The organism is Streptomyces sp. NPDC050161 (assembly GCF_044460025.1).
In the GTDB taxonomy this organism is placed as follows: domain Bacteria; phylum Actinomycetota; class Actinomycetes; order Streptomycetales; family Streptomycetaceae; genus Streptomyces.
Genome location: NZ_JBITJM010000017.1, coordinates 61,934 through 85,866 on the forward strand (window position 1 = coordinate 61,934; position 23,933 = coordinate 85,866).

At 71.0% G+C, this 23,933-nt stretch carries 23 protein-coding genes and 1 pseudogene; 16 read left to right on the forward strand and 8 right to left on the reverse strand.

What is annotated here, in order from left to right; genetic code table 11:
• Positions 1–146 precede the first annotated feature (146 nt).
• The 3 genes from aceB to ACIBK8_RS25380 all read right to left on the reverse strand — a co-directional run bounded on the left by aceB (position 147) and on the right by ACIBK8_RS25380 (position 3,019).
• The gene (gene aceB, locus ACIBK8_RS25370) at positions 147–1,790 is read right to left on the reverse strand and encodes a malate synthase A (RefSeq protein ID WP_399044157.1); all 1,644 of its coding nucleotides are present in this window, start codon (positions 1,788–1,790) and stop codon (positions 147–149) included.
• 280 nt (positions 1,791–2,070) lie between these two features.
• Positions 2,071–2,649 (reverse strand): NTP transferase domain-containing protein, encoded by a 579-nt coding sequence (locus ACIBK8_RS25375; RefSeq protein WP_399044269.1) that lies wholly within the window; start codon positions 2,647–2,649, stop codon positions 2,071–2,073.
• A gap of 109 nt (positions 2,650–2,758) precedes the next feature.
• Complete coding sequence (locus ACIBK8_RS25380; RefSeq protein ID WP_399044158.1) at positions 2,759–3,019, reverse strand: hypothetical protein; 261 nt, start codon at positions 3,017–3,019, stop codon at positions 2,759–2,761.
• Positions 3,020–3,378: 359 nt separating this feature from the next.
• Here ACIBK8_RS25380 and ACIBK8_RS25385 point away from each other — a divergent pair, with 359 nt between their 5' ends.
• Both ACIBK8_RS25385 and ACIBK8_RS25390 read left to right on the forward strand, forming a co-directional pair.
• Positions 3,379–3,696: a DUF5955 family protein gene (locus ACIBK8_RS25385; RefSeq protein ID WP_399044159.1), complete on the forward strand. Its 318-nt coding sequence runs from the start codon at positions 3,379–3,381 to the stop codon at positions 3,694–3,696.
• A gap of 97 nt (positions 3,697–3,793) precedes the next feature.
• Positions 3,794–4,306, forward strand: coding sequence for a DinB family protein (locus ACIBK8_RS25390; protein WP_399044160.1), 513 nt, complete (start codon positions 3,794–3,796; stop codon positions 4,304–4,306).
• Between the two features lie 63 nt (positions 4,307–4,369).
• Here the strand turns inward: ACIBK8_RS25390 and ACIBK8_RS25395 are convergent, their stop codons facing one another.
• Positions 4,370–5,173 carry an IclR family transcriptional regulator gene (locus tag ACIBK8_RS25395; RefSeq protein WP_399044161.1) on the reverse strand — a complete coding sequence of 268 codons (804 nt, stop codon included), beginning with the start codon at positions 5,171–5,173 and terminating at the stop codon, positions 4,370–4,372.
• A 266-nt stretch (positions 5,174–5,439) separates the two neighbouring features.
• Between ACIBK8_RS25395 and ACIBK8_RS25400 the strand changes: the two genes are divergently transcribed.
• From ACIBK8_RS25400 to allB, 3 genes are all read left to right on the forward strand, one after another.
• Positions 5,440–6,261, forward strand: coding sequence for an aspartate/glutamate racemase family protein (locus ACIBK8_RS25400; RefSeq protein WP_399044162.1), 822 nt, complete (start codon positions 5,440–5,442; stop codon positions 6,259–6,261).
• Positions 6,258–7,805: an NCS1 family nucleobase:cation symporter-1 gene (locus ACIBK8_RS25405; RefSeq protein ID WP_399044163.1), complete on the forward strand. Its 1,548-nt coding sequence runs from the start codon at positions 6,258–6,260 to the stop codon at positions 7,803–7,805. Before ACIBK8_RS25400 ends, ACIBK8_RS25405 begins: the two co-directional genes overlap by 4 nt.
• A 169-nt stretch (positions 7,806–7,974) precedes the next feature.
• Complete coding sequence (allB, locus tag ACIBK8_RS25410) at positions 7,975–9,309, forward strand: allantoinase AllB (protein WP_399044164.1); 1,335 nt, start codon at positions 7,975–7,977, stop codon at positions 9,307–9,309.
• On the opposite strand, the gene ACIBK8_RS25415 is transcribed toward allB, so the two are convergent.
• The 3 genes from ACIBK8_RS25415 to ACIBK8_RS25425 all read right to left on the reverse strand — a co-directional run bounded on the left by ACIBK8_RS25415 (position 9,296) and on the right by ACIBK8_RS25425 (position 11,107).
• A complete protein-coding gene (locus tag ACIBK8_RS25415) occupies positions 9,296–10,000 on the reverse strand; it encodes a transcriptional regulator (protein ID WP_399044165.1) in 705 nt (234 codons plus the stop codon). The genes allB and ACIBK8_RS25415 overlap by 14 nt on opposite strands.
• A gap of 208 nt (positions 10,001–10,208) precedes the next feature.
• A complete protein-coding gene (locus ACIBK8_RS25420) occupies positions 10,209–10,421 on the reverse strand; it encodes a DUF6126 family protein (protein ID WP_399044166.1) in 213 nt (70 codons plus the stop codon).
• A 59-nt stretch (positions 10,422–10,480) separates the two neighbouring features.
• On the reverse strand, positions 10,481–11,107 hold the full coding sequence (locus ACIBK8_RS25425; RefSeq protein ID WP_399044167.1) for a helix-turn-helix domain-containing protein: 627 nt from the start codon (positions 11,105–11,107) through the stop codon (positions 10,481–10,483).
• A 218-nt stretch (positions 11,108–11,325) separates the two neighbouring features.
• Between ACIBK8_RS25425 and ACIBK8_RS25430 the strand changes: the two genes are divergently transcribed.
• The 10 genes and pseudogenes from ACIBK8_RS25430 to ACIBK8_RS25475 all read left to right on the forward strand — a co-directional run.
• Positions 11,326–11,772 carry a ribonuclease domain-containing protein gene (locus ACIBK8_RS25430; RefSeq protein ID WP_399044168.1) on the forward strand — a complete coding sequence of 149 codons (447 nt, stop codon included), beginning with the start codon at positions 11,326–11,328 and terminating at the stop codon, positions 11,770–11,772.
• A 458-nt stretch (positions 11,773–12,230) separates the two neighbouring features.
• On the forward strand, positions 12,231–12,899 hold the full coding sequence (locus ACIBK8_RS25435) for a bifunctional 4-hydroxy-2-oxoglutarate aldolase/2-dehydro-3-deoxy-phosphogluconate aldolase (RefSeq protein WP_399044169.1): 669 nt from the start codon (positions 12,231–12,233) through the stop codon (positions 12,897–12,899).
• A 316-nt stretch (positions 12,900–13,215) separates the two neighbouring features.
• Positions 13,216–14,079 carry a transporter substrate-binding domain-containing protein gene (locus ACIBK8_RS25440; RefSeq protein WP_399044170.1) on the forward strand — a complete coding sequence of 288 codons (864 nt, stop codon included), beginning with the start codon at positions 13,216–13,218 and terminating at the stop codon, positions 14,077–14,079.
• A gap of 148 nt (positions 14,080–14,227) precedes the next feature.
• Positions 14,228–15,001, forward strand: a complete 774-nt coding sequence (locus ACIBK8_RS25445) for a GntR family transcriptional regulator (RefSeq protein ID WP_399044171.1) — start codon at positions 14,228–14,230, stop codon at positions 14,999–15,001.
• 416 nt (positions 15,002–15,417) lie between these two features.
• Positions 15,418–16,401, forward strand: a complete 984-nt coding sequence (locus ACIBK8_RS25450; RefSeq protein WP_399044172.1) for a sugar ABC transporter substrate-binding protein — start codon at positions 15,418–15,420, stop codon at positions 16,399–16,401.
• Positions 16,398–17,465 carry an ABC transporter permease gene (locus ACIBK8_RS25455; protein ID WP_399044173.1) on the forward strand — a complete coding sequence of 356 codons (1,068 nt, stop codon included), beginning with the start codon at positions 16,398–16,400 and terminating at the stop codon, positions 17,463–17,465. The genes ACIBK8_RS25450 and ACIBK8_RS25455 overlap by 4 nt, the downstream gene beginning before the upstream one ends.
• Positions 17,462–18,271, forward strand: coding sequence for an ATP-binding cassette domain-containing protein (locus ACIBK8_RS25460; protein ID WP_393682044.1), 810 nt, complete (start codon positions 17,462–17,464; stop codon positions 18,269–18,271). Before ACIBK8_RS25455 ends, ACIBK8_RS25460 begins: the two co-directional genes overlap by 4 nt.
• Before the next feature lie 191 nt (positions 18,272–18,462).
• On the forward strand, positions 18,463–19,584 hold the full coding sequence (locus ACIBK8_RS25465) for an ROK family glucokinase (protein ID WP_399044174.1): 1,122 nt from the start codon (positions 18,463–18,465) through the stop codon (positions 19,582–19,584).
• Positions 19,581–20,147 (forward strand): hypothetical protein, encoded by a 567-nt coding sequence (locus ACIBK8_RS25470; protein ID WP_399044175.1) that lies wholly within the window; start codon positions 19,581–19,583, stop codon positions 20,145–20,147. The genes ACIBK8_RS25465 and ACIBK8_RS25470 overlap by 4 nt, the downstream gene beginning before the upstream one ends.
• Positions 20,148–20,211: 64 nt before the next feature.
• Positions 20,212–20,301 (forward strand): annotated as a pseudogene (locus ACIBK8_RS25475) (3-oxoadipate enol-lactone hydrolase); the annotation flags it as partial.
• 171 nt (positions 20,302–20,472) lie between these two features.
• On the opposite strand, the gene ACIBK8_RS25480 reads toward ACIBK8_RS25475, so the two are convergent.
• Entirely contained in the window at positions 20,473–20,694 is a 222-nt protein-coding gene (locus ACIBK8_RS25480) for a helix-turn-helix transcriptional regulator (RefSeq protein ID WP_399044270.1), read from the reverse strand.
• A gap of 914 nt (positions 20,695–21,608) precedes the next feature.
• Between ACIBK8_RS25480 and ACIBK8_RS25485 the strand changes: the two genes are divergently transcribed.
• Entirely contained in the window at positions 21,609–23,915 is a 2,307-nt protein-coding gene (locus ACIBK8_RS25485) for a CRISPR-associated endonuclease Cas3'' (RefSeq protein ID WP_399044176.1), read from the forward strand.
• Positions 23,916–23,933: the final 18 nt, after the last annotated feature.

Below are 23,933 nucleotides of genomic sequence, written 5' to 3' on the forward strand. Positions count from 1 at the left end.
AAAGGCTCCTGACGGTGCGGGCCGGGGCCCGGTGCGGCGGGTGACGGGGCGTGGGAACACGCCCGCGGGCGGGCCGCGCGGGGGCCCTGGACGCCCCCGCCCCGCGCCCGGAACACCGGACGCGGAGCGGGGACGGGCGGCATCGCTCAGCCGGTCAGCAGCGCGTAGCCGGGCAGCGTCAGGAAGTCGGCGTAGTCGGCGTCGAGGGAGACCTGGAGGAGCAGGTCGTGGGCCTGCTGCCACGTGCCGGCGGCGAAGGCGTCCTCGCCGACCTCGGCGCGGATGCCGGCCAGGGCCTCGGCGGCGATCGTACGGACCAGGTCCGCGGTGGCCTTCTCGCCCTCGTGGCCCTCGTCGTCGAAGACGACGCCGGCGTCGACCCACTGCCAGATCTGCGAGCGGGAGATCTCGGCGGTGGCCGCGTCCTCCATGAGGCCGAAGATGGCGACGGCGCCCAGGCCGCGCAGCCAGGCTTCGATGTAGCGGGTGCCGACCTGCACGGCGTCGACGAGGCCCTGGTAGGTCGGCTTCGCCTCCAGGGAGTCGATGGCGATGAGGTCGGCGGCCCGGACGTCGACGTCCTCGCGCAGCCGCTCCTTCTGGTTCGGCCGGTCGCCGAGCACCGCGTCGAAGGAGGCGCGGGCGATCGGGACCAGGTCGGGGTGGGCGACCCAGGAGCCGTCGAAACCGTCGCCCGCCTCGCGGTCCTTGTCGTTCTTGACCTTGGCCAGGGCCTGCTCGTTGGCCTCGGGGTCACGGCGGTTGGGGATGAAGGCGGCCATGCCGCCGATGGCGTGCGCGCCGCGCTTGTGGCAGGTGCGGACCAGGAGTTCGGTGTAGGCGCGCATGAACGGCGCGGTCATGGTCACCGCGTTGCGGTCCGGGAGGACGAACTTGGCGCCGCCGTCACGGAAGTTCTTGACGATGGAGAAGAGGTAGTCCCAGCGTCCCGCGTTCAGCCCCGAGGCGTGGTCGCGCAGCTCGTAGAGGATCTCCTCCATCTCGTACGCGGCGGTGATGGTCTCGATGAGGACCGTGGCGCGGATGGTGCCCTGGGGGATGCCGACGTAGTCCTGGGCGAAGACGAAGATCTCGTTCCAGAGGCGGGCCTCCAGGTGCGACTCGGTCTTGGGCAGGTAGAAGTACGGGCCCTTGCCGAGGTCGAGCAGCCGCTGCGCGTTGTGGAAGAAGTAGAGGCCGAAGTCGACCAGCGCGCCGGGCACCGGCTTGCCCTCGACCTGGAGGTGGCGCTCGTCGAGGTGCCAGCCGCGCGGTCGCACGACGACGGTGGCCAGCTCATCGGCCGGCTTGAGCGTGTACGACTTGCCCGACTGCGGGTCGGTGAAGTCGATCCTGCGCTCGTAGGCGTCGCTCAGGTTGAGCTGGCCGGTGATGACGTTCTCCCAGGTGGGAGCGGTTGCGTCCTCGAAGTCGGCGAGCCAGACCTTGGCGCCGGAGTTGAGCGCGTTGATGGTCATCTTGCGGTCGGTCGGGCCGGTGATCTCGACGCGGCGGTCGTTGAGCGCGGCCGGCGACGCGGCCACCCGCCAGCTGTCGTCCGCGCGGATCTGCGCGGTCTGCGGGAGGAAGTCCAGGGTGCTGGTGCGGGCGATCTCGGCGCGGCGCTCGGCACGGCGGGCGAGCAGTTCGTCGCGGCGCGGTGTGAACCGCCGGTGGAGTTCGGCGAGGAAGGCGAGCGCGGCGCCGGTGAGGACCTCGTCCTGCCGCGCGGGCACGTGAGCGGGGTCGACTTCGGCGATGGCCAGCGGGGACGGCGCTGGTGCGGACATGGGCGGTCACTCCATTCGGCGGCGGTGCCGTACGGCCGGCGGTGAGTCCGCACGGCACGGGGTGCCGCAGGCTCCGGAACGCGGTCGCGGGCGCCGTCTGGGTTCAGGGCGCTTCTGACCAGTGGAGAGTAGTTTCCTTATCGCGGAACTTCAATGGTTTGTTGACGTCGAGATTCTCCGGGTCGACAGAAACGGTGATCGAATGGCTCCGCGTGCCACTCCGGTGACTGTCGATGACCGCCGCACCCGCCTCCCGGCCGCCCGCCGTCCCGCCCCGCCCTCAGGACAGCCGCCGCAGATCCTCCGGGGTGTCGATGTCGTACGCGTCGGCGATGTCCCCGCACTCGACGAGGGTGAGCGCGGACGCATGCCGCCGCAGATAGGCCCGCGCGCCGCGGTCGCCCTCCGCGCTCGCCGCGATGTCCGCCCACCGGTCGGCGCCGAACAGCACCGGGTGCCCCCGCCGGCCCCCGTACGCCGCCGCCACCAGCGATCCGGCCCCCTCGTAGGCGGCCAGCACCCGCGCCACCGCGGCGCCCCCGATACCCGGCTGGTCCACCAGCGCCACCACCACCGCGTCCGCCCCCGAACCCGCCAGCCCCGCCAGCCCCACCCGCAGCGAAGACCCCATGCCCTGCGCCCAGTCCGGGTTGTCCCACGTCGTGTACCCGGACAGATCGGCGCGTGTGCGGACGGTCTCCGCAGCCGCGCCCAGCACGATGTGCACCGGGCGGCACCCGCCGTCCCGCAGCGCCCGCGCCGCGTGCTCCACCAGGGGGCGCCCCCGGTGTTCCAGCAGTGCCTTGGGCCGCCCGCCCAGCCGCCGGCCGCCACCGGCGGCCAGCAGCAGCCCCGCCACGCTCCCGCAAGTCGGGCCGTCCCCCGTGGTGTGCGCCGCGCCGTCCGGCCGTGGTGTCTGTCCCATGGGGAGTGCTTACCCCATCACGTCCGGGCGCGCCCACGGGAGGTCAGGCGGCGTCACCTGCCGCCCGTGGCCGGGGAATCCGTGGTCGCAGCCGGCCGCGGATGTGGTGGGTGTGCTCCTCGATGAGGCGGCGCTCGGTGACGTAGCGGTTTATGTGCTCCACGGTGATCTCCGAGACGTCCGAGAGGCCGTAGGCGCGGCAGATGAGTTGCACGACGCTGACGCGCCGGCCCTGACCCTCGCCGCCGGAGCCGTTGTCGGGGTGGTGATCAGGGCCGTTGCCGGGGCCGTTGGGGGATTCCATGCCACTCTCCGATCCAGTGATATGCCGGATATTTCCCGGAAGAGAGAATGCTCCACACCGCCCTGCCGCACGCATCCGACCGCCCATGCTCACGCCAAAGGGTGGCCAGGGGAACGAATGTCTTGGCGCATGGTCATGTCCGGTGCGGGCAGGCGGAGTGGCCGCCGGCGGCACGCCGGGCCGGTGCCGGAGTGGCGCGCCGCCGGGGGATCCGGGCGGGATTCCTGACGTACGGCCCGGCGCCCGAGAGGGCCCGCGGGCGGCGAATTTCGCTCTGCGTATGGCGCGGTGACCGCCCGTGGCGTTAACTGACCCGCATTGCGAAGCGGGTCGACGCCCTTGGGGAGGACGCCGTCGTTGTGGACCAGAGGCCGAGGTGCGTACGACCGGCCGGGGGCGAGGGCGACCCACGGGTGCGGGAACTGCGCGGTGCCGTGTCCCGGCTCCGCCGCCAACTGGCCGTGCTCCCCGCCGAATTGCCGGACCGCGCGGTGGCCGACGAGGAACTCGCCGCCCTGTACGCGATGGTGAGCGACGGGCTGCCCGAAGTCCCCAGGCTGCGCCGCTCGTTGCTGCTGATCGCCGGAGCCGTCGGCTCGGTCAGCGCGCTGTCACCCGCCCTGACCGAGGTCCGCGAGGGCATCGACCGCTTCGGCGGGCTGCCCCGCGGCAGGTGACCCGGGCGCGACGTACCCCGGGCACGCTCACCGGCCGCCCCGCCCCGGCCGTGCCGCCGCCCTCGCGTTGTCAGACCCCCGTGCCACGATGACGGACATGAGTACTACCGAACGCGCCATGCCCTCCCTGGACGCCGACGAGCGGGCCTCCCTGGAGAGCTGGCTCGACTTCTACCGCGCCACCCTCGCCCGGAAGTGTGAAGGGCTGGACGAAAGCCGCCTCCGCCAGGCGTCCGTGGCGCCCTCGCCGCTCACCCTGCTCGGCCTCGTACAGCACATGGCGGAGGTCGAACGGAACTGGTTCCGCAGGGTCCTGGCCCAGGAGGACGCCCCGCCGATCTTCACGCCCGACGCCGACCCGGAGGCCACCGACGGCGGCTTCGACCTCGCCGAAGGGGCCACCTACGCGGCGGCGCTGCCCATATGGCAGGCCGAGATCGGCCGTGCCCGGGAGAACTGCGCGGCCCGCGCGCTCGACGACACAAGTCCGTTCATGGGCGGGCAGGTCACCCTGCGGTGGATCTACACCCACATGATCGCCGAGTACGCCCGCCACTGCGGGCACGCCGACCTCATACGCGAGCGCATCGACGGCAGTACGGGCTTCTGAGCCGGTCACAGGGCGCCGCGCGTCCCGCCTTCCGCGCGGACGGCGGGACTTCGGCGACGGCCCCTACGCCGGCGTCTGGTTGGCCAGCGCCACCGACAGCTTGGCCGCGACGTCCTGGAGCACCGGCACGACCTTCTCCGTGGACGCCTCGGTCACCCGGCCGGTCGGACCGGAGATGGAAATCGCCGCGGAGGTGGGGGAGTTGGGGACCGGCACCGCGAAGCAGCGCACGCCGATCTCCTGCTCGTTGTCGTCCACCGCGTAGCCGAGCCTGCGGACCTCGGCGAGTGCGTCGAGGAAGGTGTCCGCGTCCGTGATCGTCTTCTCGGTCGCCGCCGGCATGCCGGTACGGCCCAGCAGCGCGCGGACCTCCTCCGGCGGATGGTTGGCCAGCAGGGCCTTGCCGACGCCGGTGGAGTGCGGCAGCACCCGCCGGCCGACCTCGGTGAACATCCGCACCGCGTGCCGGGACGGCACCTGCGCGACGTAGACGATCTCGTCGCCGTCGAGGAGCGCCATGTTGGCGGTCTCGCCGGTCTCCTCGACCAGGCGGGCGAGGAACGGCCGGGCCCAGGTGCCCAGCAGCCGGGATGCGCCCTCACCGAGCCGGATCAGGCGCGGGCCGAGCGCGTACCGACGGTTGGGCTGCTGGCGGACGTAGCCGCAGGCCACCAGGGTGCGCATCAGACGGTGGATGGTGGGCAGCGGGAGACCGCTGCTGCCGGAGAGCTCGCTGAGCCCCACCTCGCCGCCGGCGTCGGCCATCCGCTCCAACAGGTCGAAGGCGCGCTCAAGGGACTGGACGCCGCCGCTCGCGCCCGCGGGCTTGGCATCGGCGGCGGGGGTGCTGGCGCTGGACGGCGGCACGTCGCGTTCCTTTCGAGGCGGGTCAGGTCGGTCTCGGCTCGGGCGGGCGCCGGGCCCGACCGCGGAGCAGCCTACCGGTCCCGTTCCGTGGGCACACGGTGTATCGCACACTCGTTCCCGCCGGTCAGCGGCTCTTTGTCCGGACTTCGCCCCCGGCGGCGAGCTGGATAGCCGCGATCTCTTGACCGGGCCAGTGGCCGTAGCTACGTTCTGCTCCGCGAAACCTACTGTCCATTCCGTGGAATCCTCCAAATCGTTGGAGCGTCATGCGTCTTCTCGTCATGAACCCGAACACCACGGCTTCCATGACCGCCGCGATCCGCGCCACCGCCACCGCAGCCGCCGCCCCCGGCACCGAGATCATCGCCACCGAACCCCTGTGGGGACCGGAGTCGATCGAGGGCCACTTCGACGGATACCTCAGCGCGGCTGCCGTCCTGGACCGGCTCGCCACCCTGGACACCCCGTTCGACGCCCTGGTCATGGCCGGTTTCGGCGAACCCGGCCGGGAGGGCGCGCAGGAACTCCTGGACGTCCCGGTCCTGGACATCACCGAGAGCGCCGCCCAGATGGCGATGATGCTGGGCCACGCCTACGGCATCGTCACCACACTCGACCGCTCCGTACCGCAGATCAGGGACCGGCTGCTGACCGCGGGACTGCTCCAGCGCTGCGCCGCCGTACGCGGCAGCGGGCTCGGCGTCCTGGAACTGGAGCGGAACCCGGAGCGGACCGTCGAGGTGATCACCGAAGTGGCCCGCGAGGTGGTCGAGGCGGGCGCCGAAGTGATCTGCCTGGGGTGCGGCGGGATGGCCGGGCTCCAGGAGAGGGTCGCGGCGGAGCTGGGTGTCCCCGTGGTCGACGGCGTCGCCGCCGCGGTGAAGTTCGCCGAGGCGACCGTCGGGCTCGGCCTGTCCACCAGCGCGTCCCGCAGCTTCGCCGCGCCCCGGCCCAAGGCCATCGGCTCCTGGCCGCTGAGCGCCCACCTGTTCCCGGGGAGCACCACGCAAGGCGAAGACATCAGGCATCTGACAACTGGTACGCGATCACGTCCGAGCTCCACCCCACCTGCCTGGGAGGACCCGTGACCACCCCTTCGAAGCCCCCGCAGCCGGATCCGCGCCTCCACAACGAGGACCTCGCGCCGGCCCCCGAGCGCACCTGGGGCACGTACAGCATCTTCGCGCTGTGGATGTCCGACACGCATGCGATCAGCAACTACGCCTTCGCCGCCAGCCTGTTCGTGCTCGGTCTGCCCGCGTGGGAGGTCTTCCTCGCCCTGCTCGCCGGCATCTCGGTCGTCCACTGGCTGATGAACCGGATGGGCCACGCGGGCCACCGCACCGGCGTCCCGTATCCGGTGCTGGCCCGCGCCAGTTGGGGCGTCCGCGGCGCGAACATTCCGGCACTGCTGCGCGCGGTCATGGCGGTGGCCTGGTACGGCATCCAGACCTGGCTCGCCTCGACCGCCGTGGTCCTGCTGACGCTCCAGCTCGCGCCGGGACTCGACGCCTACCACCACAACTCGGTGCTCGGTCTGTCCACCCTCGGCTGGGTCGCGTTCCTGGTGATGTGGGGGCTCCAGGCGGTCCTGCTGACCCGCGGCATGGAATTCATCCGCAAGGTGCAGGACTTCGCGACCGGTCCCGTCGTCTGGCTCGTGGTGCTCGCCCTCGCGGTCTACCTGGTCGTGCGGTCGGGCGGCGACATCTCGCTCACCCGCAGCCTCACCGGTCTCAGCGGTGCCTCGCAGGTCCAGCAGAGCCTGATCGCGGCCAGCCTGACGGTCGCCACGTTCCTGACGCTGGTGCTCAACTACGCCGACTTCGCCCGTTTCACGCCGGACCACCGCTCCTACCGGCGCGGCAACCTCATCGGGCTGCCGGTCAACTTCACCGCCTTCGCGGTCGTCGCCGTGCTGGTCACCGCCGGCACCATCTCGGTGTTCGGCGAGGCGATCTACGACCCCGTGAAGGTCATCCAGCGGATCGACAATCCGGTGGTGACGGTGATCGGTTCGCTGGCCTTCATCCTCGCCACGATCGGCATCAACGTCGTCGCCAACTTCGTCTCGCCCGCCTACGACTTCGCCAACCTCGCGCCGAAATACCTGGACTTCAAGCGCGGCGGCCTGATCACGGCGGTGCTCGCCATCCTCGTCATGCCCTGGAAGCTGTACTCGTCGGCGCTGGTGATCCAGTACTTCCTGGGAGCGCTGGGGGCCTTCCTCGGGCCGCTGGTGGCGATCCTGCTCGTCGACTACCACCTGATCAGGCGCGGACGTATCGACGTGGACGCCCTCTTCTCCGCCGACAGGGACGGGGCGTATTTCTACCGCGGCGGCTACAACCCGAAGGCCGTGATCGCCTTCCTGCCGGCCGCCGCGGTGGCCGCCGTGCTCGCGCTGGTCCCGGCGTTCGACGCGCTCGCGCCGTTCTCCTGGATCTTCGGCATGGGGGTGTCCGGCGCCCTCTACGCGCTGGTGTCCCGCCGCGGCCGGGTGACTTGCGGTGCCGGGCCGCTGCCGCAGGACATCATCGCGTCGCAGGTCAGCCGGGCCGCCAGGGGCGAGGACGGTGCCGAGGGGCGGACCGCGCCGGCCGGTGAGCCGGTGGCGGCCGAAGGGTCTTGACGGGCCGCGGCCCGGAGTGAAGACTCCGTTCAACAGACTGTTGAATTCTGCTGCCCGGGGCGCCCGCCCCGGGCAGCCCCCCGACGGCCGGGCGACACGGAACACGGAACACCGAACACGGAACACGGATCACCGAACAACGATCACCGAACAACGAGGAGGGGACCGGGTGTCCGAAGTAGAGCTGGTGCTGCGCTCCACGCGCGTCGTCACCCCGCAGGGGACGCGCGCCGCGTCCGTCACCGTCGCGGACGGGAGGATCGCGGAGGTGCTGCCGCACGACGCGGCGGTGCCGGCCGGAGCGCGGGTCGATGACTTCGGCGACGACGTCCTGCTGCCCGGCCTGGTGGACACCCACGTACACGTCAACGACCCGGGCCGCACCGAGTGGGAAGGCTTCTGGACCGCCACCCGCGCGGCTGCCGCGGGCGGCATCACCACCCTGGTGGACATGCCGCTCAACAGCCTGCCGCCCACCACCACCGCCGGCCACCTCGGCACCAAGCGCGAGGTGGCCCGCAGCAAGGCACACATCGACGTCGGCTTCTGGGGCGGCGCCGTCCCCGGCAATGTCGCCGACCTGCGACCGCTGCACGACGCCGGGGTCTTCGGCTTCAAGTGCTTCCTGTCGCCCTCGGGCGTGGACGAGTTCCCCGAGCTCGACCAGGAGCAACTGGCCGCAGCACTCGGTGAGATCGCCGGATTCGGCGGCCTGCTGATCGTGCACGCGGAGGACCCGCACCACCTCGGCGCCGCCCCCCAGCCGCACGGCCCCAAGTACGCCGACTTCCTCGCCTCCCGCCCCCGGGCCTGTGAGGACGACGCCATCGCCGGCCTCGTCGCACTCGCCCAGCGGCTCGACGCCCGGGTGCACGTCCTGCATCTGTCGTCCAGCGGCGCGCTGCCGCTGATAGCCGCCGCCAAGGCCGAGGGTGTCCGGGTCACCGTCGAGTCCTGCCCGCACTTCCTGACCCTGACCGCCGAGGAGATCCCGGACGGCGCTACGGAGTTCAAGTGCTGCCCGCCGATCCGCGAGTCGGCCAATCAGGACGCCCTGTGGCAGGGCCTGGCGGACGGCACCATCGACTGCATCGTCTCCGACCACTCGCCCTCCACCGCCGACCTCAAGACCGCCGACTTCGGCGCGGCCTGGGGCGGCATCTCCTCCCTCCAACTGGGCCTGCCCGCCATCTGGACGGCGGCCCGCGCCCGCGGCCACTGCCTGGACGACGTGGTCCGCTGGATGGCCGCCGCCCCCGCCGCCCTGGTCGGGCTCGACCACAAGGGAGCCATCGCACCGGGCCGCGACGCGGACTTCGCCGTCCTGGACCCCGACGCGTCCTTCACCGTCGACCCGGCCACACTCCAGCACCGCAACAAGATCACCGCGTACGCGGGGAAGACCCTGTACGGCGTCGTACGGTCCACCTGGCTGCGCGGCCGGAAGATCAACGACGGCAGCACCCTCGCCGAACCCACCGGGACGCTTCTCACCCGCCCGTAGGGTCCGCCGGCCGGTCCGTCAGCGAGTTCCAGAACATCAGCTCGTACGCCTGGAGCAGCCGGCCCTGCCGCTGCGCCGCCACCGGCCGTGCCTGGCCGGTGTCCAGGCCGTGCTGCACGGCGGCCAGGGCCCGTTCGTCCAGCTCCGGCGCCGGTTTGGCGAAGAAGTCGAAGAAGCCGCAGGCCGCGTCGGGGAAGGCGTAGTGGGTGCGCATCGAGCGGGCCACCGCCGCGCAATAGTGGCCCCAGGCGGCGAAGTTGGCGGTCAGTGCGATCACCACGTCGACCGGCTCGGCCCCGAGCGCCAGCCGCGCCGCGTACGACGGGTACGCCTGGCAGCCCGCCCGCGGCTGGTAGCCGTCGAGATCCGACGAGGTCAGCCCGCAGGCGTCGGACAGCGCGGCCAGCCGTTCCAGCGCCAGCGTCTCGCCGTCCGCGAGCAGTTCGAAGAAGGCGGCGACGGGCGGATCGCCGTCCGCGCGGTGTGTCAGGTGCCGGAAGCTGAGCCGGTCGGACGCGATGACCTGGTGCTGCTCCAGCGCGAACGTCGCGAACACCGAGCGCGGCGCCTCACCCGTGGTGATCAGCGGGACGAGCCGGTTGGCGCCGGTGTCGGGGGTGAGGGCGCGCACCGCGGCGTCGAGCACGGCGTCCGCGGTCGGCCGGGGGGCTGCGTCGGCGGGTCGGACCATGGTGGCGGATCTCCTCCGGTGCGGGGGCGGGCGCGCGGGGACGCCGTGCCCGGTGCCGTATCCGACGGGGCCGGCCCGGCTCCGTGCGCCGGGCAGCGGCCTTCTCGGACCGATGGACTCAGGTTAGGACGCCGAGGAGCGACGCGCCGGGGAGAGCGGCGGCCGGCGTACGCCCGTCGTCCGGGCGTACGGGGGCAGTTGCCCGTGGTCAGCGGGTCTTGGCGATGATCACCAACAGGCTCATGAACGCCAGCAGCACATGCGTGGCGACGACGTAGATGAAGACCCGCACATACAGCCCGCGCGGTGGCTTGTTCTCGACGTAGACGCGGGCGGGCGCCGCGGGATCGGGAACGGCGTCCGGCGCGGCGCCGGCTCCGGGTTCGGGGAGCGCGGGCGGGGGAGTGGAGTGGTCGGGCACGGCGTACGTTCCTTCCCTTGCGAAACGGTGCGGCACGCGGGCGCTCCGCGTCACCGGCGTCACAGGCCGCGGCGCGGCGCGGCGTCGCCCAGGCACAGCTCGGCTGCGCCGCTCTGGAGCAGGGTGTGCACGAACAGCAGATCCGCACCGCCCTGCGAGGCCGCGGCGATACGGTGCGGGGTCAGCGAGTCAAAGTGCGCCGCGTCACCCGGGCCGAGCAGGTGGACGGCTTCGCCGAGCGTCAGGCGCAGCTGCCCGGCGAGGACGTAGAGCCACTCCTCGCCCGGATGCACCCGCACCAGGTCGCCCTGCGCGCGCTGCGGCACGTGCAGCCGCAGGGCCTGCATCGCCCGCCCGGCGCCGCCGAGCGTCCAGTACGTCCAGCCGCCGGCTTCGGACGGCTCGGTACGTCCGGCCCGCACGATGGGATCCCGCTCGGGAGCGGTCTCGCCGAGCAGGTCGGATACCGTGGTTCCGTACGTACGGGCCAGTGCCAGCAGCATCGGGAGCGAGGGCTGGCGGCGGTTGGTCTCCAGCCGGGACAGGTGCGCGGGCGAGAGCCCGACCCGCCGGGCGGCGGCCTCCAGCGTAAGACCGCTGCGTCGCCGCAGGTCACGCAGGCGTGGCGCGACGGTGGGCAGCTCCGCTGCGGCGGCTTCGGAGGTCTCCTCCGGGTGGTCGGTCATGTATCCGGTATAGCCAGCCTTAACCCCAGAGGCAAAAGATTTGCCCGAGAGGCAAAGACTGACGGTGTTCCGGAAGTACGGGCCGGTGGCGGCTGCCGGGGACGCCGGACGAGCGGGACGGCCGCCCGTGGCGCCTACGGCCGCACGTGTGAACTCGCGGGAAACTTCCGGTCCTTGGGATTGACAGGCCCATGTCTACGCGCGTCATCCTTGTCGGCATGAGAATCCCCCCACGGATCACCAGGATCGGCGCCGCGGGCGCCCTCGCATCGGCCCTTCTCCTCGGCGGGACCGCGGTCGCGGCCACCCCGTCGGCCGCCACGGCCCGCCCCGCCGCCACCGCCGCGTCGCTGCACGCCGCGCAGGCCGGGGTGCAGGACGTCGGCAAGATCTGCACCTCCAAGCTGCCCGACGAGGCCCACGAGACCCTTGACCTGATCAACAAGGGCGGCCCCTACCCGTACCCGCAGGACAACACGGTCTTCTCCAACCGCGAGGGCATCCTTCCGAAGCAGGGTTCCGGCTACTACCACGAGTACACCGTCGTCACTCCCGGCTCGCCGGACCGCGGTGCGCGCCGCATCGTGACCGGCGAGAAGGACAAGGAGGACTACTACACCTCCGACCACTACAAGTCGTTCGACCTCGTCGACTTCGGCTGCTGAGCCGGAGCCCGACAGGTCCCGGCTCGCCCGGCGGCCGGGGCGCCAGAAGTCATGGCGCCCCGGCCGCCGTCCTGTTGCCAGGAAACCGCCGCGGCGCCGATCCGTCGCCCGCCGCGTCACCCGTCCCTCCCACGCACCTTCGGTTCCACGCCTTTCCGTCCTCAAGTCCCTCCCCTTCCACGCCACTTCGGCGTCCCGGCTGTACGGTTCCACGGCTCCACGGCCCTGATGTGTCGCCCGGATCTCGCCGGTCGGGGGACGTGGGGCCGACCCCCGCGGGAGAATTGTCAGTGGCTGCCGGTAGCGTTTCGGTCGAAACGAGGAAGGGGCGGGCATCGGCGGCAAAGAGACCATCTGGTGGTCGGCCGTCGCGGCACGCACAGACACGTGCCGGTCACGCCGCGGTCGCGGGGCGGGCGGCGCGGAGCGTCGGAGACAAGGAAGGACGGCGAACTGCCGTGTATCGCTGGGAAATCACCCGGGCCGCACTGGCGCAGCGCGTTTTCGCCATCGTCCGCAGCACGTCCTACGACGAGGCGAGCGCCACCGCCGACACCCTGCTGTCGGCCGGTATCACCAGCCTGGAAATATCGCTGACCACCCCCTTCGCCCTGGAGGCCGTCACCACCCTCACCCGCGAGCTGGGGGATGACGCGGTCATCGGCGCGGGCACGATCCTTGACGCCGTGTCGGCCCGGATGGCCGTCGACGCCGGCGCCCGCTTCCTCGTCTCGCCGAACCTGGACCCCGAGGTCATCCGTACGGGACACCGCTACGGCGTCCCCGTATTCGCCGGCGTCGCGACCCCGACCGAGATGGTCCGCGCGCTGGAGTGCGGCGCGGACGCCCTCAAGGTCTTCCCCGTCTCCGGGCACGACCCCTCCTGGCTCAAGGACGTCCGCGCCGCCCTGCCGCAGGCCCCGCTCCTGCCGACCGGCGGGGTGACGGTCGAGAGCGCGCCGGAGTGGATCGCGGCGGGCGCCGTGGCCGTCGGCATGGGCTCGGCGCTCTCCGGCGGCGACCGCGACACCGTCGCCAAGCGCGCCGCCGAACTCCTGATCCGGCTCGCCGACACGACCCCCGACCACCGGACGACCATCGGCACGGCGGACCTCTACGACGACTGAACGGGCGGGCGGCGGATACGACGACTGAACGGGCGGACGGGCGCGGGGGGGTTCAGGGCCGGTCAGTGAGAGGGAGTTCGCGGCCCGGTGGCCGTCCGCACCGGATGGCACGGGGCCGTCCCACAGGGCGGTCACGGCCTTCACCCGGGCCGTGGGCTCTGCCACGCTGAGCGCTGCGATCGCAAGATCACGCCGTCGTCCGCCGGGCCGCACGGGCCGCCGGCGGCGTACCGGCCGACCGAGCCGATCGCGGAACGCGCCTGCCGCGTTCCCGTCCCGCCGCCACCGCCCGCCGCGTACAGGAGTCACGATCACCATGAAGCGCGCCGTCACGCTGTCCGCCCTCGCCGTGCTGCTCGCCGTCACGGCCGCCGCTCCCTCCTCCTCGGCAACTCCCGCCCCGGCGCCTGGAGCCCCGCCCACCGCAGCCGGAACGGCGGCGGCCACCGCCACCGCGCAGCGGGCGCATCCCGGCACCCTCCTGGACGCCGTCCCGCGCCGCGGCGTGCTCCGGGTCTGCACGACCGGCGACTACCGCCCGTTCACCTACCTCGACCCGAAGACCGGGAAGTACCGGGGCGTGGACATCGAGATGGCCAGGGATCTCGCCGCAAGCCTGGACGCCAAGCCCCGGTACGTCGCCACGACGTGGGCGAAGCTCGTCGGCGACCTGACCGCGGGCCGCTGCGACATCGGCATGGGCGGCGTCTCGATCACCCTGCCGCGGGCCCGCGCCGCCTACTTCAGCGAACCCACCCGCGAGGACGGCAAGACCCCCATCGTCCGCTGCGAGGACAAGGACAGGTACCGGACCCTCCAGCAGATCGACCGGCCCGGCACGACCGTCGTCGTCAACCCCGGTGGCACGAACGAGGAGTTCGCCCGCGCGCACATCAAGCGGGCGACGATCACGGTGCACCCCGACAACACCACGATCTTCGACGAGATCGTCGCGGGCCGTGCCGACGTGATGATGACCGACGCGTCGGAGACCCGCTACCAGGCCAAGGTGCACCCCGGACTCTGCGCCGTCCACCCCGACAAGCCGTTCTCCTTCTCCGAGAAGGCCTACGCCCTGCCGCGCGGCGACGACGCGTTCAAGGCGTACGTCGACCAGTGGGTGCACCTGGCGAAGAACGACGGCACCTACCGGAAGTACGAGGACGCCTGGATGAAGTAGCCGCGGCGCACAGGGACGGCTGATCCGGGGGAGCGCACCGCACGGGAGCCGCTGGTCCCGTGCGGTACACCACACGACCCCGGTCAATGTCCGGACAATGTGACCTCCGGACTTCCCGTCATCATTTCCTGCCGTTACGCTCGCGACCGTGGGGAAACGCGATACAGAAGCCATCGGAGCCGAGAGCCCCGTTCAGTTCAGCGTGGACCGGAGCAGTCCCGTCCCGCTGTATTTCCAGCTCGCCCAGCAGTTGGAGTCCGCGATCGAGAACGGCAGGCTCGCGCCCGGCAGCCTGCTCGGCAACGAGATCGAGCTGGCCGGGCGGCTCGGCCTGTCCCGGCCCACTGTGCGGCAGGCGATCCAGTCGCTGGTCGACAAGGGGCTGCTGGTGCGCAGGCGCGGCATCGGCACCCAGGTCGTGCACAGCCAGGTCCGCCGCCCGCTGGAGCTGAGCAGCCTCTACGACGACCTGGAGGCGGCAGGCCAGAAGCCCGCGACCCGGGTCCTGCGCCACACCACCACGCCCGCCGACGCCGAGGTCGCCGCCGCACTCGGGGTCGCCGAGGGCGCCGAGGTCGTGCTCGTCGAACGGCTGCGGCTCACCCACGGCGAGCCGGTCGCCCACCTGTGCAACCACCTCCCGGCCGGACTGCTGCGGCTGGAGACCGCCGCTCTGGAGGAGACCGGCCTCTACCGCCTGATGCGGTCGGCGGGCATCACCCTGCACAGCGCGCGGCAGGCCGTCGGCGCCAAGTCCGCCACCGCTGAGGAGGGCGAGCGGCTCGGCGAGGCGGAGGGCGCCCCGCTCCTCACGATGCAGCGCACCACCTTCGACGACACCGGCCGGGCCGTCGAGTTCGGTACCCACGTCTACCGCGCCTCCCGGTACGCCTTCGAATTCCAGCTGCTGGTCCGTCCCTGAACCCTCACGCGCCGCAGCCCTCACACGCCGGAGTCCGAGCCGGGTTCCTTGCGCCGCCCCGGGTCGATCCCGTACACAGGACCGCGCTTCCGTGGGCGCACCGCCGCACCGCTCCCGTCAGAATGTTCTGACAAAGCATTGACGCGGCTCCGCGCCCCCGCTAGAACTCCTCCAGCCACCACCGGGCGGCCGGTGAGGGCGGCACTCCGCTCCAGCCGGTCCACCGGCCGTGGCGCTCAGTGACCACCGGCGGAAGAGCGGACCCGATGAACCGGTACAGATCGCCGGTAACGGATACTTGGTCGGTTGGGGCCGGGCATCCGGTGCCGGTGCGCGGAACGACGTGCACCACACAGCGTGACAATCAGCGGGAAGGGCAAGTCCTCGTGGCAAGGGTTCGAAGAGGCGTACGCGTCATGAGTGCCGTGCTGGTGGCGGTGCTCGGCGCCTCGCTCGCGGGGTGCAGCAGTACCGGAGGCAAGCGCGCCGAGGACGCGCGCGCCGCACAGGCCGCCGGCGGCAAGGCCGCCGTGAACACTCCCAGGTGGACCTTTGCGATGGTCACCCACTCGGGCGACGGCGACACCTTCTGGGACATCGTGCAGAACGGCGCCGAACAGGCCGCGGCCAAGGACAACATCAAGTTCGTCTACGGCCACGACAAGGAAGCCCAGCGGCAGAGCCAGCTGGTGCAGTCCTACATCGACCAGAAGGTCGACGGACTGATCGTCACCCTCGCCAAGCCGGACGCCATGAAGGACGTGGTCGCCAAGGCCGAGAAGGCCGGCATCCCCGTGGTCACGGTCAACTCCGGCGCCGAGGAATCCAAGGCGTACGGCGCGCTCAGCCACATCGGCCAGGACGAGACGGTGGCCGGCGAAGCCGTCGGCGACGAACTCAACAGGCGCGGCCGGAAGAAGGCCCTGTGCGTCCTGCACGAACAGGGCAACGTCGGCCACGAGCAGCGCTGCGCAGGCACCGCGAAGACCTTCAAGGGCGACCTCCAGAAGCTCTACGTCGAGGGCACCAACATGCCCGACGTGCAGTCCTCCATCGAGTCCAAGCTCCAGGCCGACCCGTCCATCGACTCCGTCGTCACCCTCGGCGCGCCGTTCGCCCCCACCGCCGTCAAGGCCAAGGAGCAGGCCGGCAGCAAGGCCGAGATCGACACCTTCGACCTCAACGCCCAGGTCGCCGGCGGCCTCAAGGACGGCTCCCTCGGCTTCGCCGTCGACCAGCAGCCCTACCTCCAGGGCTACGAAGCCGTCGACCTGCTGTGGCTGTACAAGTACAACTCCGACATGCTCGGCGGCGGCAAGCCGGTGCTCACCGGACCCCAGGTGATCACCAAGAAGGACGCGCCGGCGCTCCAGGAGTACACGAAGCGGGGCACCCGATGAGCCCCGCCGACGCCCCGCCACGGCAGCCCGCAGGACCGGCAGGCAGCAGCGACGAACGGCTGCTGCACCGCTCCCTGGTCCACCGGCTGATGGGCCGCCCCGAACTCGGCTCGGTGGTCGGCGCCGCCGCCGTCTTCCTCTTCTTCACCTTCGCCGCCGAACCCTTCCTGCGCGCCTCCAGCCTCTCCACCGTCCTCTACGCGTCCTCCACGATCGGCATCATGGCCGTACCGGTGGCGCTGCTGATGATCGGCGGCGAGTTCGACCTCTCGGCCGGTGTGATGGTGGTCAGCTCGGCGCTGATCTCCTCGATGTTCAGCTACCAGATGACCGCCAACACCTGGGTGGGTGTCGGCGTATCCCTGCTGGTCACCCTCGCCATCGGCTTCTTCAACGGCTTCCTGCTGACCCGCACCAAACTCCCCAGCTTCATCATCACGCTCGGCACGTTCTTCATGCTGACCGGCCTCAACCTCGGCTTCACCAAGCTGATCAGCGGCACCGTCTCCACGAAGACCATCGCCGACATGGAGGGCTTCGCCTCCGCCCGCGCCGTCTTCGCCTCGCACCTGACGCTGGGCAGCGTCGACATCCAGATCACCATCCTGTGGTGGATCGCGCTGGTCGCCGTGGCCACCTGGGTCCTGCTGCGCACCCGCGTCGGCAACTGGATCTTCGCGGCGGGCGGCGGCTCGGACGCCGCCCGCGCGGTCGGCGTCCCGGTCACCAAGACCAAGATCGCCCTCTACATGGGCGTCGCCTTCGCCGCCTGGATCTCCGGCCAGCACCTGCTGTTCTCGTACGACGCGATCCAGTCGGGCGACGGCGTCGGCAACGAATTCCTCTACATCATCGCCGCGGTCGTCGGCGGCTGTCTGATGACCGGCGGCTACGGCTCGGCGATCGGCTCCGCCGTCGGCGCGTTCATCTTCGGCATGACCAGCAAGGGCATCGTCTACGCCCAGTGGAACCCGGACTGGTTCAAGTTCTTCCTCGGGGCGATGCTGCTGCTCGCCACACTCCTGAACGCATGGGTACGCAAGCGCGCGGAGGAGAAGGCATGACGGCCCTGGTCGAGCTGGCCGACGTCAGCAAGTTCTACGGCAACATCAAGGCCCTGGAAAACGTCTCGCTCGAAGTGCACGCCGGGGAGATCTCCTGCGTGCTCGGCGACAACGGCGCCGGGAAATCCACCCTCATCAAGATCATCGCCGGGCTGCACCAGCACGACGCGGGCACCTTCACCATCGAGGGCGAGGAGACCCGCCTCGCCTCCCCCCGCGACGCCCTGGACCGCGGCATCGCCACCGTCTACCAGGACCTCGCCGTGGTCCCGCTGATGCCGGTGTGGCGCAACTTCTTCCTCGGCTCCGAACCGACGAAGGGCAAGGGCCCCTTCCGGCGCCTGGACGTCCGCACGATGCGCGAGACCACCCGCAGCGAACTGCTGCGGATGGGCATCGACCTGCGCGACGTCGACCAGCCCATCGGCACCCTCTCCGGCGGCGAACGCCAATGCGTGGCCATCGCCCGCGCCGTCTACTTCGGCGCCAAGGTCCTCGTCCTGGACGAGCCCACCGCGGCGCTCGGCGTCAAGCAGTCAGGCGTCGTCCTCAAGTACGTCGCCGCCGCCAGGGACGCCGGACTCGGCGTGGTGTTGATCACCCACAACCCGCACCACGCCTACCTCGTCGGCGACCGCTTCGTCCTCCTCAAGCGCGGCACGATGGCCGGCAGCCACGCCAAGTCGGAGATCGCCCTGGACGAGCTGACCCGCCAAATGGCAGGCGGCAGCGAGCTGGAACAGCTCAGCCACGAACTGGCCCGCGCGGCGACCCCGGAATTCCCCGGCGGCCACCGCCCGGACTGAGCCCCGGCCCGGCCCCGGTCCTTCACCTCACGCCGCGGTGCGCCGGACACCGCACGTGATGCACAATCGCACCGAAACCATGCACACCGAGGCCGACCCGGCCTCCTGAGACCCGCAGGGACGAGACGACTCTTGCGAGCACGCAGCCGACCGGGCCAACGCCGCAGCCGCAACGGCGAAGAGGTGGGTCGATGAGCACGTACCGGGAACGGGTCCACCGGGGGTCGGCCAGAGCGACGGTGCTGCGTACCGTCGGCACCCGCGAGCGGCGGTCGCACCTGACCGCGCCCCGCGTGCCGACCGTCGGCATCGACATCGGCGGCACCAAGGTGATGGCGGGTGTCGTCGACGCAGACGGCACCATCCTGGAACAGGTCCGCACCGAGACGCCGGACAAGTCCAAGAGCCCCAAGGTCGTCGAGGACACCATCACCGAGCTGGTCCTCGACCTCTCCGACCGGCACGACGTGCACGCCGTCGGCATCGGCGCGGCCGGCTGGGTCGACGCGGACCGCTCCAAGGTCCTCTTCGCCCCGCACCTGAACTGGCGCAACGAACCCCTGCGCGACCGTCTCGCGGGCCGCCTGGCCGTCCCCGTCATGGTCGACAACGACGCCAACACCGCCGCCTGGGCGGAATGGCGGTTCGGCGCGGGTCGCGGCGAGGACCACCTCGTCATGATCACGCTCGGCACCGGCATCGGCGGCGCCATCCTGGAGGACGGCGCGGTCAAGCGCGGCAAGTACGGCGTGGCCGGCGAATTCGGCCACATGCAGGTCGTGCCCGGCGGCCACCGCTGCCCGTGCGGCAACCGTGGTTGCTGGGAGCAGTACAGCTCGGGCAACGCCCTGGTGCGCGAGGCACGCGAGCTGGCCGCCGCCGACTCCCCGGTGGCGTACAACATCATCGAGCGGGTCAAGGGCAACGTCCCCGACATCACAGGGCCGCTCATCACCGAGCTGGCCCGGGAGGGCGACGCCATGTGCGTCGAACTCCTCCAGGACATCGGCCAGTGGCTCGGCGTCGGCATCGCCAACCTCGCCGCCGCCCTCGACCCCTCCTGCTTCGTCATCGGCGGCGGCGTCAGCGCGGCCGACGACCTGCTGATCGGCCCCGCCAGGGACGCCTTCCGGCGCACCCTGACCGGCCGCGGCTACCGCCCCGAAGCCAGGATCGCCAAGGCCCAGCTGGGCCCCGAGGCCGGCATGGTCGGGGCCGCCGACCTCGCCCGCCTGGTCGCCCGCCGCTTCCGCCGCGCCAACCGCCGCCGCGTGGAGCGCTACGAACGCTACGAACGGGCCGGCCGCCGATGACCGAAACCGACGTCCTGCACGACGCACCGCAGCCCGCCGACGCTCCGCGCGTCAAACGCCGCAGGCCCTGGCTCAGCGCGCTGGTGATCTTCCTGCTGATCGCGATCCCGGCGGGCTACATCGTCATCTCCGCCAAACAGAGCCGCGACAGCGGCGTGGTCAAGGAAGCCGAAGCGGCGGCCACCGGCCTGATCAACTCCTTCCCCTCCCAGGTCCAGCAGCGGATCTACGACGTCCCGGTGCCGCTCGGCTCCACCCCGGTCTACTACTACGAGACCAACTCCTGGCAGACCAGCTCCCTGTTCGTGCAGTTCAGGACCAACGAGGTGGGCCTGAACCGCTACCTGGACGACATCGGCGCCGACGCGGACGACCTGAAGAAGGGCGCGATCACCATCACGCCCCAGCAGGCCGCCCAGGTCGGCTGGGACTTCACGGGCGACGGCAAGTTCGCCGGCCTGCGGCAGCACGGGAAGAAGCCGCACCCCACGCAGCAGATCACGGTCAGCTTCGACGAGCCAGGCCACCCGGTCGTGCACACCGTCTCGACCATCACGTTCTGACCCAAGGCGGCTTCTTCCTGACCCGGGTGTCAGGATCGCGTCACGGAGTGGGTAGCGTGGCCGGGTGAGCGAGAAGACCTTGCAGCACCGGATAGACGGCCCCGACGACGCCCCCGTACTCGTACTGGGCGCCTCGCTCGGGACCACCTGGCACAGGTCGTATAGACCGTCCAGGGGCGTCCGGCAGGTCCAGGACGGGCCCTTTAGTAGCAGGTCAGGGCCTCGTGCCTGGAGGGAGTCCGCACAGTCGGTGACATCCCTGTGAGAGCCGTGACACGACGAAGCCCTGCCGGATCGTTCCGGCAGGGCTTCTGTGCGTGGCGGGTTACGACGGCGTGCAGTCGGCTCGGGCACCGTTGTACTCAGGCTCGCCGCTTTCGAGCACGCGGAGCAAGGACGCGGTGACGACGCGAGTGCTACGGCCGATGCGGAGCACACGGCACGGGAACTCCCCACGACGAACCAGGTCGTATCCCTTCGACCGCGAGAATCCCAACGCCCGGGAAGCGTCATCCACGTTCCCCGTTCCGTCCCAGGTGGCGCGGATGCTGGGAGGGCTGTACAGGGTGCCCGGCGCCTGGTTGGTCTGTTCGTGCATGTCGGATTCTCCGGTTCTGGGGCGGTGTTGCATTTGCGCTGTCGATACGGATTGAAACCGCCAAATTGTGCGGCTCGCATCGCGCGCTGCGGTCGATTCGATGCGCAGGCCGACTAATTCAGGTCGACCTCGTTCTCGGGTTCACCTGGGATGTGACGGGGTGCGGTCACCAAGGCACGGGCGGCCTGGTGCTGCAATTTCGCGCGGAATGCGACATGGAGCGTGTCCAGGAGCGCTTCCGTATCAGTCACGCCGTGACGTAGAGATAGCGGATCCGGTGCGGCCGGCGTCGGGTGGCGGGTGAAGTTGTGGGATGTGGTTGTTCGCTGCCTTTCGGTGAAGGGGCAGGGGTGGCGGTGGAGTACTAAGGGTCCGGCGGATCCCCGGTTTCGCTAACCGGGGATCCACTGCTATATGGGCATGGTCCATGTGGCCTCCGATTCGTGGACGAGGCCGAGTTCGGCGTCCGGGTGCAGTGTGTGCTGGTTGCGGCGGAAATTCTTCGGCTGTATCCATCAGGGCATCGAAGCGGCCCGCGCCGGCTGGGTGATGGGCTCCCGCTTCGGCGCCGTTCACGGCTACGACGGAACACGCCTGCCGCCCCCGAACTCCCAGCGGTGACACTGAAGGCGCGGGGGCAGGTGTGCTGACCGCGTGCCGCCGATCCTCGGCTCGGGAGATGGGGCGAGGTGCGGTTGTCGGCGTTTGCGACCAGGTCTAGTCAGACATTTGCTGCCCCTTTGCTGACTCTGCTGACGCCTAATCAAGTGCTTTGTGGTTGCCCACGTGCCTGTCTCGCGGGCTTTTTCTGGTGGGGTCCTGTTGTCAGTCGTGGCGCGTAGGTTGGCGATCTGTGGTCGTTCATGGAAGTGGCTTTGTGTCGTGGGGGATTGGATATGTCGGTGCCTGGAGGGCAGTTGTACGCGCACAGTCGTAACGCGTCGGGGAAGCGACATTCGCTGGAGGAGCATCTGCGGGGCTCGGCGGCGCTGGCGAGGCGGTTCGGTGAGGTGTTCGGTGCGGGTGAGCTGGCTGCGTATCTCGCGTTGATCCACGATGTGGGAAAGGGCAGTTGTGCCTGGCAGGGCGGCCTCCGTGGGGCGGAGCGACGTGGTGGTGGTCGGGTCGGCCTGCCGCACAAGCATGCGGGGACGGTGCTTGCTGAGCGGTACACGCAGTTGGCGTTCGGTGCGGTGGTCTTCGGCCATCATGGGGGGCTGCCGGATATGGACAAGCTGCGGACCGAGTTGGTGAAGGCGCGGCCCGGAGGGGAGCATGCCCAGCTCGTGGAGGAAGCGATCCGCTCGGTGGAAGGGGTGGTTCCGGGGATTCATCCGGAGAAGCGCCCCGCGGTGCCGGCGTGGTTGCGGGGGCTGCCCAGGTCGGAGGGGCGGCTGGGGCTGGATCTGTTGCTGCGGATGCTGTTCAGCTGTGTGGTGGACGCGGACTTCTTGGACACGTCCGCGCACTTCGAGGACTCTGCGGTGCGCCTGCGTGAGCCGGCGGACATGGGTTCGCTGGTGGAGCGGTACGAGCTGCGGCGGGCGAAGATGCTGGCCGGGCGGGAGCCGTCTTCGGTGGATGCGGTGCGGCAGTCGGTGTATGAGCAGGCGTGTGCCGCGGCGTCGGGGGAGCCGGGCGTGTACGTGCTGCACGTGCCCACGGGCGGGGCGAAGACGCTGGCTGCCGGGGGGTTCGCTCTGCGGCATGCGGCGGCGCACGGGATGCGTCGTGTGGTTCTTGCCGTGCCGTACGTCTCCATCACGGAGCAGAATGCCGCGGTCTACCGGCAGTTGCTGGACCCCGATCCCGGCTCGGGGGAGGAGGCTGTGGTGCTGGAGCACCACAGCGGGGTGGATCTCGATGCGAAGGCGCCGCTCGACGGGGTGTCCGACCAGCAGCGGGAGGAGTGGGAGCGGCGTATGCATGCCGCCCGGCTGGCGGCTGAGAACTGGGACGCGCCGTTCGTCGTCACCACCACGGTGCGTTTGTTCGAGTCGCTGTTCTCTCGCAGGCCGGCGCAGATGCGCCGCCTGCACAACCTGGCAGGCTCCGTGATCGTGCTGGACGAGGTCCAGGCTCTGCCGGACCGCCTGCTCACTCCGATCCTGAGCGTGCTGCGCGGGCTGGCCGAGCAGTACGGCGTCACGGTCTTGCTGGCGTCGGCCACCCAGCCATCGTTTTGGGAACTGCCCCGCTGGCAGGGCCTGGAGCGGCGGGCCATCGTGGAGGATCCCTCCGTCCTGTTCACCGAGCTGCGCCGGGTCGACTACGAGTGGCGCACGGGTGAGGACGTCACCTTGGAGAGCATCGCCGCCGAGGCGGCGCGGCACCGGCAGACGCTGATCGTGGCGGGCACCACCAAGGACGCGGCCCGCCTCCACCGCCACGTCGAACAGCGCACGGAGCTGGGAGAGGTGTGGCACCTGTCGACGAGGATGACGGGCGCGCACCGCCGTGAAGTCATCGGCCGGGTAAAGGAGTTGCTCGCCGGCGGCATGCCGGTGCAGCTGGTGTCGACGAGCCTGATCGAAGCTGGTGTGGATCTCGACTTCCCGCGCGTGTACCGGGCGTGGGCGCCGGCGGAGTCGATGCAGCAGGCGGCCGGCCGCTGCAACCGCGACGGGCGTCTGGGCAGCGGCACGGTGGTCATCTTCCGCGCCGCAGACGGTGGTCAGCCCCGCGGTACCGAGTACCGGGCGGCCATGCAGGCCAGCGACTCCGAGTTCGGCCCGGACCTCGCCCGGCCCGACGACCTTGAGGCACTGGACCGGTACTACCCGGTCCGCTTCGCCCTGCAGAACGAACTGGGGGAGGAAATCGAGGCGCTGCGCAGGCGCCTGGACTTCCCCGCGGTCGACGATGCCTTCCAGATGATCGAAGACGGCCACAGCGTCCCCGCGGTCGTCATCCGACGGGAAGACGACCGGGACGCCATCGAGGCGGCCATCGCCAAGCTGCGTGACCCGGTCCGTCCGTGCGGGCCTGAGGTCCTGCGCGGCTTGCAGCAGCACACCGCCTCCCTGCCGCGTGGGGAGGCGGAGGCGGCCTTGCGGTCCGGCCTCGCCCAGCCGGTCACCGGGGACCTCATCTGGTGGCAGGGGGCTTACCACGAACAGCGCGGCCTGGACCCGGACGCCCCGGAGGACCGCGGCGCTTTCAACCTCTAGGACCGTCACGCCGTCCCG

Excerpts from the sequence above, each read along its gene's own strand:
- aceB (WP_399044157.1), bottom strand. The coding sequence starts at position 1,790 with ATGTCCGCACCAGCGCCGTCCCCGCTGGCCATCGCCGAAGTCGACCCC.
- ACIBK8_RS25380 (WP_399044158.1), bottom strand. The coding sequence starts at position 3,019 with ATGGAATCCCCCAACGGCCCCGGCAACGGCCCTGATCACCACCCCGAC.
- ACIBK8_RS25450 (WP_399044172.1), top strand. The coding sequence starts at position 15,418 with ATGAGTGCCGTGCTGGTGGCGGTGCTCGGCGCCTCGCTCGCGGGGTGC.
- ACIBK8_RS25440 (WP_399044170.1), top strand. The coding sequence starts at position 13,216 with ATGAAGCGCGCCGTCACGCTGTCCGCCCTCGCCGTGCTGCTCGCCGTC.
- ACIBK8_RS25400 (WP_399044162.1), top strand. The coding sequence starts at position 5,440 with ATGCGTCTTCTCGTCATGAACCCGAACACCACGGCTTCCATGACCGCC.
- ACIBK8_RS25390 (WP_399044160.1), top strand. The coding sequence starts at position 3,794 with ATGAGTACTACCGAACGCGCCATGCCCTCCCTGGACGCCGACGAGCGG.
- ACIBK8_RS25470 (WP_399044175.1), top strand. The coding sequence starts at position 19,581 with ATGACCGAAACCGACGTCCTGCACGACGCACCGCAGCCCGCCGACGCT.
- ACIBK8_RS25465 (WP_399044174.1), top strand. The coding sequence starts at position 18,463 with ATGAGCACGTACCGGGAACGGGTCCACCGGGGGTCGGCCAGAGCGACG.
- ACIBK8_RS25455 (WP_399044173.1), top strand. The coding sequence starts at position 16,398 with ATGAGCCCCGCCGACGCCCCGCCACGGCAGCCCGCAGGACCGGCAGGC.
- ACIBK8_RS25430 (WP_399044168.1), top strand. The coding sequence starts at position 11,326 with ATGAGAATCCCCCCACGGATCACCAGGATCGGCGCCGCGGGCGCCCTC.
- ACIBK8_RS25425 (WP_399044167.1), bottom strand. The coding sequence starts at position 11,107 with ATGACCGACCACCCGGAGGAGACCTCCGAAGCCGCCGCAGCGGAGCTG.
- ACIBK8_RS25415 (WP_399044165.1), bottom strand. The coding sequence starts at position 10,000 with ATGGTCCGACCCGCCGACGCAGCCCCCCGGCCGACCGCGGACGCCGTG.
- ACIBK8_RS25485 (WP_399044176.1), top strand. The coding sequence starts at position 21,609 with ATGGAAGTGGCTTTGTGTCGTGGGGGATTGGATATGTCGGTGCCTGGA.
- ACIBK8_RS25460 (WP_393682044.1), top strand. The coding sequence starts at position 17,462 with ATGACGGCCCTGGTCGAGCTGGCCGACGTCAGCAAGTTCTACGGCAAC.